13 protein-coding genes are annotated in these 12,751 nt (G+C 42.6%); 9 read left to right on the forward strand and 4 right to left on the reverse strand.

Going from position 1 to position 12,751, the window contains the following annotated elements; translation table 11 throughout:
- Positions 1-45: 45 nt before the first annotated feature.
- Complete coding sequence (gene secD / locus ACOOFG_RS01505) at positions 46-4,617, reverse strand: protein translocase subunit SecD (RefSeq protein ID WP_420421884.1); 4,572 nt, start codon at positions 4,615-4,617, stop codon at positions 46-48.
- A 138-nt stretch (positions 4,618-4,755) separates the two neighbouring features.
- Between secD and ACOOFG_RS01510 the strand changes: the two genes are divergently transcribed.
- From ACOOFG_RS01510 to ACOOFG_RS01530, 5 genes are read left to right on the forward strand one after another with little or no spacing between them, the layout of a single operon-like run.
- Positions 4,756-6,027, forward strand: a complete 1,272-nt coding sequence (locus ACOOFG_RS01510) for an adenylosuccinate synthase (RefSeq protein WP_420421885.1) — start codon at positions 4,756-4,758, stop codon at positions 6,025-6,027.
- Positions 6,028-6,795, forward strand: a complete 768-nt coding sequence (locus ACOOFG_RS01515) for an isoprenyl transferase (protein ID WP_420421886.1) — start codon at positions 6,028-6,030, stop codon at positions 6,793-6,795.
- Positions 6,792-7,646 carry a phosphatidate cytidylyltransferase gene (locus tag ACOOFG_RS01520; RefSeq protein ID WP_420421887.1) on the forward strand — a complete coding sequence of 285 codons (855 nt, stop codon included), beginning with the start codon at positions 6,792-6,794 and terminating at the stop codon, positions 7,644-7,646. Before ACOOFG_RS01515 ends, ACOOFG_RS01520 begins: the two co-directional genes overlap by 4 nt.
- 8 nt (positions 7,647-7,654) lie before the next feature.
- Positions 7,655-8,329, forward strand: coding sequence for a (d)CMP kinase (gene cmk, locus ACOOFG_RS01525; protein WP_420421888.1), 675 nt, complete (start codon positions 7,655-7,657; stop codon positions 8,327-8,329).
- Positions 8,326-8,964 carry a lysophospholipid acyltransferase family protein gene (locus tag ACOOFG_RS01530; RefSeq protein ID WP_420421889.1) on the forward strand — a complete coding sequence of 213 codons (639 nt, stop codon included), beginning with the start codon at positions 8,326-8,328 and terminating at the stop codon, positions 8,962-8,964. The genes cmk and ACOOFG_RS01530 overlap by 4 nt, the downstream gene beginning before the upstream one ends.
- 189 nt (positions 8,965-9,153) lie before the next feature.
- On the opposite strand, the gene ACOOFG_RS01535 is transcribed toward ACOOFG_RS01530, so the two are convergent.
- Positions 9,154-9,801, reverse strand: coding sequence for a thiamine diphosphokinase (locus tag ACOOFG_RS01535; protein ID WP_420421890.1), 648 nt, complete (start codon positions 9,799-9,801; stop codon positions 9,154-9,156).
- A 72-nt stretch (positions 9,802-9,873) separates the two neighbouring features.
- Here ACOOFG_RS01535 and trxA point away from each other — a divergent pair, with 72 nt between their 5' ends.
- From trxA to ACOOFG_RS01555, 4 genes are all read left to right on the forward strand, one after another.
- Positions 9,874-10,197, forward strand: coding sequence for a thioredoxin (gene trxA, locus ACOOFG_RS01540; protein WP_420421891.1), 324 nt, complete (start codon positions 9,874-9,876; stop codon positions 10,195-10,197).
- Positions 10,198-10,225: 28 nt separating this feature from the next.
- The gene (locus tag ACOOFG_RS01545) at positions 10,226-10,405 is read left to right on the forward strand and encodes a DUF2905 domain-containing protein (protein WP_420422692.1); all 180 of its coding nucleotides are present in this window, start codon (positions 10,226-10,228) and stop codon (positions 10,403-10,405) included.
- A 106-nt stretch (positions 10,406-10,511) separates the two neighbouring features.
- On the forward strand, positions 10,512-10,961 hold the full coding sequence (locus ACOOFG_RS01550; protein WP_420421892.1) for a zinc-binding dehydrogenase: 450 nt from the start codon (positions 10,512-10,514) through the stop codon (positions 10,959-10,961).
- 125 nt (positions 10,962-11,086) lie between these two features.
- The gene (locus ACOOFG_RS01555; protein WP_420421893.1) at positions 11,087-11,356 is read left to right on the forward strand and encodes a hypothetical protein; all 270 of its coding nucleotides are present in this window, start codon (positions 11,087-11,089) and stop codon (positions 11,354-11,356) included.
- Positions 11,357-11,391: 35 nt separating this feature from the next.
- Here ACOOFG_RS01555 and ACOOFG_RS01560 read toward each other — a convergent pair whose 3' ends face one another.
- Both ACOOFG_RS01560 and ACOOFG_RS01565 read right to left on the reverse strand, forming a co-directional pair.
- Entirely contained in the window at positions 11,392-11,898 is a 507-nt protein-coding gene (locus tag ACOOFG_RS01560; RefSeq protein WP_420421894.1) for a tRNA (cytidine(34)-2'-O)-methyltransferase, read from the reverse strand.
- 51 nt (positions 11,899-11,949) lie between these two features.
- A complete protein-coding gene (locus ACOOFG_RS01565; protein WP_420421895.1) occupies positions 11,950-12,741 on the reverse strand; it encodes an FKBP-type peptidyl-prolyl cis-trans isomerase in 792 nt (263 codons plus the stop codon).
- Positions 12,742-12,751 lie beyond the last annotated feature (10 nt).

A 12,751-nucleotide genomic window follows, 5' to 3' on the forward strand; every position in this document is an offset into this window, starting at 1 on the left:
ATTATGACCTATTTTTAAGGTATTTACCATTGTTTTAAGCAGCAACTATTTTTCGTTCAATGCTAACTTTTCGCTTTTTTTCTGTTCCTTTCTGTGAAAAAAGAGTAGGAGCGGTGCCGCAATGTAGAGGGAAGAAAGAGTTCCAAAAACGACCCCAATCACCATCACAAGTGAAAGACCAAAAATAGTGCTTCCACCTAAGAAAAGGAGGGCTAGTAAGACCACCAATGTGGTTCCTGAAGTCATGATTGTACGACTGAGGGTCACATTGAGAGCGTGGTTGATGACATCTTTGAAAGAGTGCTTACGCATCACTTTGAGATCTTCTCTAATGCGATCAAAAATGATGATCGTGTCATTCAAAGAGTATCCGATAATTGTCATCAGTGCGGCGATGGTGTTCAAGTCAATTTGAATGGGGACGCCAAAAGTGTGCAAGATTGTAAGAAGAGCAAGAGTGATCACAACATCAATTGCTAGGCCTAGAGTTGCGCTGATTGCATATTTAAATTCAAAGCGGAATGTGATGTATAAAAGGATGCAAATCAGTGCAAGCGAAAGGCCAATAAGGGCATTGTTGCGCATTGCATTTGACATCTGACCGCTGATGCTTGTCCAGCTACTGTCAAGCTGTTTGAGAGACACAGGTGTTACTTCAAGTCCATCTTTTGCAAGTGCTCCAACAACCCATACAAGACGAGGATTATTTTCATATGCGTAGGTCACATCTTTTTGATCGGTTTCAAAAGGAAGGTACTCGAATGGTCTACCACTTTGGTCAAGACTGTTGCTCAGTAAGATTTTGAGATGATTTGAAGGGGAGAGTTCACGGACTTGGAAATCTCTTGTTGAAAGACCAGCTTTAACAAGCGCAGCTTCTACATCGGAGCGGTAATTTGTGTCAGCTTTCGGTTCAACTTCAAGAGAAACCGCGTAGCCTCCAGTGAAGTCCATTCCAAGCATTGTATTTTTCTGTGAAACAAATAAGTAGGCTCCAGCAAGTGCAATAATCAATGAAACACTAAAGCCCCATTTACCATACTTTAGAAAGTTGATAGAAGTTTTCTTGATCAAGCTTGCCATTTTTAAAGCTTGATTTTTTTGTTTTTTAACCCAGCCTGCAAAGAAGTAACGTGTCATGAAAAGAGCAGAAAACATCGACGACACAATTCCAATAATCAAAGTGATTGCAAAACCTTTGATCGGTCCTGAATCAAAGTGGAGCAGAATAAGCGCTGCAATGATGGTTGTGACATTCGAATCTAAGATGGCTGAAAAGGCTTTTCGATAACCTGTGTGAACAGCAGATCCAATGCGCCCAGATGCGGCAAACTCTTCGCGGATTCTTTCGAATACGAGTACGTTTGCGTCAACAGCCATTCCAACAGTTAAGATAATTCCGGCAATTCCAGCAAGGGTGACAGTTGCCTGAATATTTTGAAGAGTGGCCCACATAATGAGCAGGTTAAATAGAACTGCAACCGATGCCACAACTCCGGCAAACCTGTAGTAGCCAACCATCATTAAGATCACAAGGGCTAAAGCAACAATCGTTGCGATGATTCCCATGGCACGATCTTTTAATCCAAGTTCAGGGCTGACATTCTTTTCTGAAAGGATGTGTGGTGCAAAGCTTAGAGAGCCAGCTTTTAAGTCGGCTTCTAAACGGTTCGCTTCGCGCTGAGTAAAGCTTCCTGTAATCGAGACGTGATCGCGAAGTCCTGACTCAATTGCAGGTGCACTGATCACCGATCCATTGAGAATGACTGCCATGCGCCAGCCACGGTCATTAGAGATATTCCCAAGAGCTGTTCCTGAAATCTTTTCTTTCGAAAAAGCCGAGGTCCAATTGTATAAGTCGTTACGTGGATTGGTCTTTTGTCCGTCTGCAAGTGTTTGTGATGACTTCACGTTAAATGTCAGGAAGTTTCCTTGTGAAGGATCATAGGCTGCGCGGACATCGATAAGGTTCGATCCTTCTAGAGCATAGTTATTCATCACAATTAAGAGAGGATGAGTTTGCCCATGCCAGTCGGTGAAACTGTCTCCTCGGTAGAGGGCAATTTTGCAAAGCGAGTCATTGAATGCACTCGATTGTTTAGCTTCTCCTGGATAACCTAAGCGTAACCCTTGATCATAGAGGGTTTTTGCCGATTCACTGACAGGTTGAACAGACTCAGTATCCATTGTGTCACCAAAGAGATGCTTCCAGGCGATCATGTTGATACTGTCGATGTCTTTTCGATTTGTCACAACCGCTTCGTTCCACACATCTTGGAGGAATTGGTTGACTGAGGTGCGAAGCTCTCGATTTTCTGTTGAAAACTTCTCGTTTACGACGTGAAAGAACATTGAAGAGGCTTTGACTAAGTCGGCAGCTGAAAGTCCTTGCGCGCTTGGAAAGTCGAGTGTGATGTGGTTTCCTTCTTGACGGATAGAAACTTCAGATACACCCATCTTATTGACACGGTTGTAAAGCTCATTAATGCCTTGCTTGATGTCATCTTCATTTGTTACGACACGGTTATTGGCATCGCGCAGTTCGATTTGAACAGTTTTACCACCAGATAAGTCGAGCCCCCAGTGGAGAATTTTTCGTTCATCGCCACGGAAATACTTGCGGAAGCTGAGTGCGAGATTATTTAAAAGAGGATTCTTTGTCGGAGCGGGAACGTCGTATTTAGCTTCAAGTTGGGTTTTAACTTGAGCTGCCTGGTACTCGTCTCTCCATTTAAGAAGATCTTCATGCATTTGCGTTTCGATGCGATTCAAAGCATAGATACGTTGTTCGACATTGGTAAATTCCAATGTTGCGAAACGTCTCGTTCCATGTACATTGAAGTCTTCACGTGTTGCCATCAAGATGGTTTGATAGAAGTCTTCGGCTTCGAAGATGAAGTCATTTGCAAACGATGCTCTTAAGGGGTAAGTTGTGCCTGGATATCCATAAAAACCGCTTTGGTGCAACAGCATGCGCAGTTTCTCAAAATCTTCCATGAAGGCTTTTGCTTGAGGCGAATTCGGGTTTGTTTGCAGCTTCGTAATGATATCTTGCACGCCTTTTGCAATGACATAGACAGAGTTTGTACGAAAGCCAGTCTGTGGAGCACTTTGATCTGCTGCTGGAGCGTAAATAACGAGGCCTAACTTCTTCTGATGTGCAGGAAGTTTTTCATAAGTTGCAAAGTCCCAAATGGGGAAAACTTCGCTTCGTAGATCAGGATAAGTAGGGTGCCACTGTGACGAAATCAAATTTTTCATCTGCTTTGCTTGTTCTTCGGCAAGCGAGCCGATGTCCATTACAAGTAAGCTTTGGCTGTTTGTTAGGGTGTTGAGTTCAATTTGGAACGCATTGCGGTAGGGTGCGAGCTGTTCACCTGATTCACGACTAATACGTGCAACTTCATTATAAATCAGTTGGTCGAGTTGGTCGCGAGTGAGAGATTTTCCTTTTTCACGCTCGAGCTGCTTACGAAGTACTTGAATATCTCCGTGTAGTTCGAAAAGGATCTTTTCACTGTTCCAATCAATTGTAAGGTTTTTGATGAGTGGGTTATGGTCTCCGACTTGGATCGTTTGGACTGGATGCTCGGAGCTCACACCTGCATATGTGGATCCAATAAGTTGGATGAGGGTCGGATAAGTCCATGGATTAGCTCCTTGGCTGAACGCTCCGCTTTGGCGGCGCAGGATTTGGGTTGCCGAGAAAAACTGATCTTCTTTGGAGCGGAGATAATCGAGTTTTTGTTGGTCAGTTGTTTCTAAAAAGCCACCCTTATCACGTAGACCTTTTTCTTTATCTTGTAGACTGATGCGCTCGAGTTTAATCTTGTCTAGCTCGCTCTCAAAAGCTTTAGTTAGTTTGGTGATCGTGTCTGAGCGGTTAGAAATTTTACCTTGAGTAAAGGTCGCAAAGTAACGTTTTGCAATGGGGGAATTTTCACCGAAAATTTTTGAGTAGGCGAGAATATTTTGCGATAAAATTTGAAGAAATTCTTCCGATCGAGGGTTGCCCATATGATGCAAAATGGTTTCGACATAGGCAGCATTTTCGGTTGTTCCTCCAATGGATAATCCCAGTTGGAGTAGGCGATCATCGATCAATTCGTGGTACTGTGAAGTGACTTCCCCATTTGCATCTTTCTTTTCAACAAATGTGAAGTCGGCTTTTAAGTTGCTCGTATCGAATTGTATGGGGATATTGCGTTTCAGGGTCACTTCTGTAGCTAATGCTTCTTGACTTCCTTCTGTTAAAGCCAATTGAGCAGGGACAAAAGGAATCAAGGATCCAGCTCGAGGAAGATGTCTTTTAAAGGTGTTTGCATCTTTTTCAGAATCAAATTCTACATGGATAAGCTCGGGATTTTGCTCGTCGATCTTGATTGATTTAGCTTTGGTTTTCAGGAGCTTATTGTAAGATTTTAACCAACTAATCGCTTCAGGTTCAAGTTGGTTGACACGCGAGGCCGCTTGATAGGCGACTTCGTAAGCTTTTTTTTCTCCAATCGGCTCTTTGAGTGGCTTAGAGTAAAAGAGAACTGTTGGTAGAATGTTATAGATTGTCAAAAGAATGACAACCGTGATCAAAATAAATTGCCAGCGTTTGCGTTTTTCCATTTCTATCTATCCTTAATTTAAAAAAAGAGCATACGCGTTGGAAGTGATTCTGTCCAGTAGAATTCGACTTATGAATGAGGGGTTTTACGACTTCTATATCTTGTGCTATCATAGTTTTTTTATTTTAAAAGGAATGCTATGCCTACTCTTGCGGTTATTGGTCTACAGTGGGGGGATGAAGGGAAAGGAAAAATTGTTGATTTGCTCTCTTCAGAAGTCGAGATTGTTGTCCGTGCTCAAGGAGGGAACAACGCAGGGCACTCCGTCATTGCTGAAGGGAAAGAGTACCATTTCCATTTAATTTCATCAGGTATTTTGTCTCCTACAGTGACCTGTATGATAGCTGGAGGAGTGGTGATTGATCCTGCTTCACTTTTAGAAGAAATGAAAGAGTTAGAGACTCAAAATATTTCTTTCGAAGGGAGGTTGTGGCTTTCTCCCTACGCACATGTAGTTCTTCCCTATCATCGTCTCCTAGATGCTCAAAATGAGCGAGAAAAAGGAAGTACTTCTATAGGGACGACAGGCAAGGGGATCGGTCCTTGCTATAGTGATGCTGTTGCTCGTTTGGGAATTCGTATCTGTGATTTTATCTCGCCGGAAATCTTTAAAAATAAACTCCGTAAAGTACTCCCAATAAAAAACAGACTTCTAGAAAAACCTATAGAGGTAGATGCGATTATAGAAGAATATTCTGTTTATGCTGAGAAACTCAAACCGTTTGTTAAACCCCTTGAGGTTGAGCTTGCCATAGAAATCAAAAGAGGAAAGAAAATTCTTTTTGAAGGGGCTCAAGGAGCTTTACTCGATATTTCGTATGGGACATATCCTTTTGTGACATCATCCCACACAACGAGTGGAGGGTTGGCTCTTGGTGCAGGTGTTGGACCGCAGGCCATCCAGGAAACTTTGGGCATTGTGAAGGCATATGCAACTCAGGTCGGAAACGGGCCATTCCCAACTGAGTTTAATGAGGGCGAGACCTCTTTAGATCCCAAAAAAGCAAGGGAGTTTGGGACAACAACAGGGCGGCAAAGACGAATGGGATGGTTTGATGCAGTCCTTGTTTCCCACGCGATCCGACTGAGTGAGGTGACTTCTCTAGCTCTCACGAAGCTCGATATTTTGGATCAGCTGCCCACAATTAAAATATGTACTGGATACGAATTGGATGGAGAAAAATGGATATTTCCTCCTCCCTGTGTTGAAGATTTAGAGCGTGTCACTCCGATTTACGAAGAAGTTGAAGGGTGGCAAACTGATACAAGTGAAATTAAACAGTTAGAAGAATTCCCAAAAAATGTTAGACTCTTTCTCAATAAGCTCGAATCTCTTTTGGGGATTCCAATTGACGTAGTATCTTTTGGCCCAGAAAGAGAAAAGACATGGAAACGTAAACCTTTCTTTTAGATGACCCATCCGAATTATACAGAAACGGAAAAACCCATATTTTCACAAGAAGAACTCTCCCTCATCGACTCCAAAAAGATACCACAGCACGTTGCCATCATCATGGATGGAAACCGCCGATGGGCAAAAAAATGGGATAAACCCGTAGAAGTGGGCCATTGGCAAGGAGCGGAAACACTTGATCAGATTGTGCGCGCAGCTATTGGTCTTGGAATCAAGGTTTTAACTGTTTATAGCTTTTCAACTGAAAATTGGAACAGGTCATCAGAAGAGGTGGATGCTCTGATGCATTTACTGAAGACCTACTTGAATGCGCAACGAGAAACCATGGTCAAAGAGGGGGTCCGTTTAAAATCGATCGGTGACCTTTCGAAGCTTCCGGAAGATGTTCAGCAAGTATTACGAGAGACCAAAGAGGCTACGAAAGGGGGGAGTCAAATCGATCTCGTTTTAGCCCTTAATTACGGTGGTCGTGATGATATCCGACGTGCGACTCTTCGCCTTTTGGATGAAGTGGAAGCTGGACGGATTCAGCGACAAGAGATCACAGAAAAGACAATCAGTAACTTTCTCGATACAGCTCAATGGCCTGATCCCGACCTTTTGATTCGACCAAGTGGTGACCTTCGTATTAGTAATTTTTTAATTTGGCAAATCTCATACAGCGAAATCTATTATACAGATGTACTATGGCCTGATTTTTCTAAAAGCCATTTACTGAGCGCTGTGATAGAGTTTCAAAAAAGGAATAGACGATTCGGGTTATGATTTTTCACGATTTATCCAAAAGGGCCATTTATACAATTATTAGCTTATTGATCATCGCGGCTCTTCTGATCTTTGCCTATGTTCCCCTAGTCTCATGGGTGATCACACTTCTCACGGCTACCTTAGGTGGAATTGCAATGTGGGAGTTTGTGAAACTCACAAACTTGAGTAGTAAAAAGCATTATCGACAACTGCTGATTACCTCCACTGTGGTCGTGATCTTAGGTTTTTACTGTTCGACCCTAAAAAGTGCTTTTGCACTCCTTCCTCTTGCGCTGTTATTTTTGGGAATTATTGCTGTCTTTGTCTACCATTTCAATAAGATCCAGGGATGCACCCAATCAATTGCTCAAGGTTTTTTTGGCCTTTTTTATGTCGCTGTTCCATTAGGCCTCATTCTAAAGATTCTCTACCTTTATAGTGCTTGTAAAATTGGGCACGAAGGACGGATGTGGCTTATTTATCTTCTCGTTGTTACAAAAATCACAGATGTTGGTGCCTATTTCGGAGGCAGGCTTTTTGGAAATAAAAAGCTCGCAGCTAGCATCAGTCCAGGTAAAACCGTAGCAGGAGCTCTATCTGGCTTTGTTGTGGCAATTATTTTTAGCTTCATTTTCTACGCTTTGTCCCACATGATTCCAAGCTTCTACTTAACCTTTTACGAAAGTCTCTGGCTTGGAGCACTCATTGGAATTTTCGGACAAGTCGGGGATTTAGCTGAGTCGCTTCTTAAAAGAGATGCCGACGTGAAAGATAGCAATCGTCTTCCTGGCCTCGGGGGAATTTTGGATATGGTCGACTCCCTTCTCTTCACGGCTCCTTTAATCTACTTTTTCCTCTATTTCTGTTAGGTGCAGCTATGATTGTGACAATTGATGGCCCGTCAGGAACTGGAAAGTCAACAGTCGCTGAGCAGTTGGCCGAGAGGCTGGGATATACTTATTTTGATACAGGAGCTCTTTACCGCGCCATTTCATGGAAAATTTTACATGATGACATTGTCCTTTCAGATCTCAAGGCAATTGAAAAGATGCTGCAAACTTTTTCATTTCATGTCGAGACGCATGAAGGGCGAAAAACCTATAAAGTCGACACCCATGATGTGACAAAAGCGATCCGTTCTCAGGAAGTGACGGCAATTGTTTCAGAGGTTTCAGCAATGAAATGTGTACGTGATGCGATGCGTCCGTTGCAGGAACTTTTTTCTCATGAAGGTCCAACAGTTTTTGAAGGAAGAGACTTAGGGACAGTTGTTTTCCCACATGCTCAGGTGAAGTTTTTTCTCACAGCAAGCGCTTCAGTACGCGCTGAGAGACGGCTCAAAGACTTGCAGCAGAAATTCCCTGATCGTGCAAGTGAGTTTTCATATGAAGACATTTTGCAAAAAATACAGGAAAGAGATGCGTATGATTCTAGCCGAAAACTTGCTCCTCTTAAGCAAGCCGATGATGCGATTTTAGTCGATACTTCCCAAATGACCATTGATGAAGTGGTTGCAACCCTTGAAAACTACGTCAAAGAAAAATCAAAATGAAAGCATTCTATTTTTTTGTCATTACCCTGACCCGTTTCGTCTTTAAAGTGTTTTATCGCATGCGCGTTTATGGACGTGAGCATTATTTTAAAGGTGGGGCGATTCTTGCTCCCAACCATGTCTCTTATTTCGATCCACCCATTGTTGCTGCAGCAAGTCCAGAAAGCATTCATTTTCTTGCACGCGAGACTCTTTTTCGTTCTTGGTTTGGAAAGATGATTGCCGCTCTCAATTCCCATCCTGTTCAAGGCCATGTGAATAATATCAAAGCCATTAAAACGATTTGTGGGCTACTCAAAAAAGGCTATAAAATGATCTTATTTCCTGAAGGAACGCGCTCGAAGGATAACACCTTAGGAGAGATTAAACCGGGAATTGGAATGCTCGTTTCTCGAAGTGAAACGGCGATTATTCCCGTTTATGTCCACGGAACGTATAAAATCTGGCCTCGGTCGCGCAAGTTTCCTCGCCTCTTTGGGCGCACTGCTGTGGTGTTTGGTTCACCCATTCATTGGAAAGATTATACCGATATGGATAAGAAAGAAGCGCAAGAGCATATCGCGCAAAGGTTGACTACAGCACTCGAAGAGTTGCGAAAGTGGTATGAGAATGGCGCGCAGGGGAATCCGCCTTAATAACCTGAACTCTGGTTTTTTTCACTCATTCTCAGAGGGGGCTTTCTTCCCAATCTTTTTTGCCTTGAAAAGGACTATTTGGCCCTTCCCTTCGGGCGAAAAGCTCGAGAATTTAAGAGAACTCTCTCCTGAAAATAAGCAAAAAAAACAGAGTTCAGGTCAATAGCCCGGATGACTATTTATTCCGATCTAAAACCCACCTTTTTTGTGGATACTGAAGAGAAGGTCTCCAGATTTTAAGGAGACTAAAACAGAGGTCCCAGTCGCTTCATTAGAAATGCCAACAAAGCTCTTATCTAGCACGTCATCTTTGAGTTCCCATTTAAGACCATCAGTTGTGATGCCAAGTGCAGGGCCATTCATCGGGATGAGAGAAAGAGTTTGACCTGAATGGGTTTCTAGCTCGAGCTCTTTGTCGATGACGCCAAGGACTTCTGTTTCAGTTTCGAGAAAAACTTTGCCCGGATAGCGAGTGAGTAAAACGAGATTCGAAAGCGAATGGTCGACGCGGTCGCCAAATCCAGCAAAGATCGTGATGGATCTGGGATTTTTTTTGATTAAGAATTCTAAGGCAAGTTCTAAATCGGTCGCATCTTTCTCGCGCTTAAATTTGAGTTCTTTGACGTTAGGAAATTTAGCTTTCATCTCGGGTTCAACTGAATCCATATCTCCTACGAGAAAGAGGGGCGTGACACCTAGTGCAGCGCAATGATGAAGCCCTCCATCGACAGCAATGTACTGGTCATATCCTTTCAATGCTGGGAGAAGAGCATCGTAGTCTGCTACGGCGCCGTTTGCGATCACGGCAACTTTTTCAACGCTAATAATATCTTCCATGACCTCAGCCTAGCAAAAAATCATAAAGATCTCTACACTTAAGCAAACAAAATATGATATTTCGGAGGCATAATGTCTGGCGGACAGATGGTAAAACTTGATGATGAAAATTTCGATGCAGAGACAGGCTCTGGGGTGACCCTAGTCGATTTCTATGCAGATTGGTGCGGACCTTGCCGCATGTTGGCTCCTGTGTTAGAACAAGTCGCAGCTGATTTAGGCGCAAAAGCTAAAGTCGGTAAGCTTGATATTGATAAGAGTCACAAGATTGCTGGAAATTTTCAAGTCACTTCGGTTCCTACTATGATTCTCTTCAAAGATGGGAAGGAAGTGAATCGACTCGTAGGTCTGCGTGAAGCGAAAGAGATCGTCGACTTCGTGACAGCGGCACTATAAAATGGGTCGCCTGATCATTCTTGTGGGGATGTGCTTAGTCATTTTGGGAGTGCTCATCACTCTCAAAGTTCCACTCAATTGGATTGGGCACCTTCCCGGAGATTGTTCATTTCAATGGGGAAGTACAAAAATCTACATCCCCATTACAACTTCCATTATATTTAGTTTCATTCTCTCTATTCTTTTATTCTTATTTTCCAGGCGTTAAAAAAGGTAAGCCTAAATTAAAGCAATACAAGTTCAAAGGTTTGAAGGGCCTGAAGTCATGTCGCTAGGCGATTCAAATTGCAAAGGCCTCTGAAGCAGATGTAATTGTGAAGGTAAGCTCTTTAGAAAAAGCCAATTTTTGCAAGGAGTTAGGTGCTGATTTTGTGATCAATTACATAGAGCAAGACTTTGTGGAGCAGTGTTTAGGCTTCACTCAGGGTCAAGGAGTGGATGTCGTTATAGAGACCACAGCTGCAGATAACTTTGTAAAAGACTGTATGGCTTTAAGAAAATCTGGTCGTCTCGTTCTTATTGGAGCGGGTACGCGAAAAAGCTCTGAAGGAGTCATTAACTTTCATCATGTATACGCGAATAACATCGAAATACAAGGAATGAGCCTTTTTAATGTAGGAGATAGGTTCTCTCAGTTGGTGAATCATGTTCAACGTCTTTTACAGCGCAAGAAGATTAGACCCTTCGTATTTAAAAGCTTTCCTCTGACTCACGCTTCGCAATCTCATGAAGTCTTACTGTCTGAAGAGGTGCCGGCAAGGTAGTTTTAACGCTTGATTAAGCAGGTGTACTCTTAAGCTCTTAATATTCAACAGCAAAAAGTTCTATCAATAAATAATTTTTTATGCATTTGAAAGTTGTGTTTTATTTAATAATAATTAGGGTTATAATGACTGATTTAACTAATAATAAGGTGGAACCGCATCAATCCGGTTTTGGTTTTGAACAAATTTTGCCACCACAACAGGAAGCTCTTCAAATTGAGAGAGGAAATATACCTCCGCCGCTTGATCTAATAGCAATGCGAGATCGCATTGATGAACAAATTGAAAGTATGGTGAGAGATGTAGTTAATAGATCGAGAGCTGAGTTTACTTTCGGTCCTTTGGATCTTCTTTCGGGCATTTTTAATGCGATCAGGGCTGTTTTGCCGTTTTAATATAGTCTTTTATTTTGTAAGTGCTTAACAGAATGTCATGAGAAAAGCTTAGGCTGACTTGTTGTTTCCAATGGTTTGGCCCAAGTTTTTCTTTCTTGCTGCGAACAGTTTTGTCGGAGTGCTTCATAGATACCTATACCCACAGAAGTAGCCAGGTTCAGGCAGCGGCTGCCATCAACCATCGGAAGAGTGACGAACTTTTCAGGCCATCTTTCGTGATATTTTTGAGGGAGTCCGGCGGATTCAGAGCCAAAGATCAAGGCTGTGTTCTCGTCATAAGAGACATCTGTGTAGAGCTTTTTTGCATGGCTCGAAAAAAAGTAGAATGAGGTTTCAAGATTTTCTAGATAGCTCATCAGATCGTCAATTTCAGTCACATCCACACCCTCCCAGTAATCAAGGCCTGCGCGTTTGAGACTGCGATCATCTGTTTTATACCCAAGAGGGCGAACGAGGACGAGCTTTGAGCCTGTGACTTTGCAGGTCCGAACGATGTTACCGGTGTTTTGAGGAATTTGAGGGCGATAAAGAATGATCTTCATAAAGGGAGGGGTTCCCCGAAGGAAACCCCGAAAGAAGGGGGAGGTTAAGGGTTAACGTAGGGCCTTTTCTTTGACTTGGCCAGGATCTGCAATTTCTTGCACATCGATTTCAGAAGAATGAATCGTTGTGAGCGACTCCTCCTGATCTGGTGTTGCGTTTGCTTTCACAACTTCAATGTCAAAGACTAAGAGTGAGTTGGGTGGCAAGTAGCCTGTCATGCCGTAGCCAAGCTCGGGGTGGATGAAGATGGTGCGTTTTTCACCTTCTTTCATGCCAACAATTCCTTTGCTAAAGCCTGGAATGGTTTCGTCTAGAGAGATCAGCTCATCCTCTTGGGATGCTCCAAAGACTTTTCCATCAAGAAATTTCCCTGTGTAACGAATCATAGGAGTGTGGTGCTCTTCGACAACAGCTCCATTTCCTGACTTTTCGACTCGGTATTGCAGTTTGCTTTTCTCAAGCTCAACAACGCCTTGACTTTTAACGTTGCTTGAGAGGAATTCATTCGCTTGGGCAAGGTTTTTGCTGGCGAGTTTTTGAAAGGCCTCTTCTTGAACAATTGAGATAGCTTGGACACACTCAGTTTCATCCATTGGGGAGTCTTTTCCCGCGAGCGAGTCTTGCAATCCTTTAATGACTTCTTGCATGTCAAACTCAAATCCCAGGGTCTCAAGGTTTTTACCTATTAAATGACCAAATGCTTGTGAGACTTTATTAACATCAATTTCTTGCTCTTTCTTAGGCTCTTGAGCAGCAGGTGTTTCTTGTTTAACAGCTGCATAACTAAAAGTAAAAGACGTGATAAATAAAATTAGAAAGAGACTTTTGAGTTTTTTAAACATCTTGATTTCT

Source organism: Simkania sp., assembly GCF_965215465.1.
Classification (GTDB): Bacteria; Chlamydiota; Chlamydiia; order Chlamydiales; family Simkaniaceae; genus Simkania.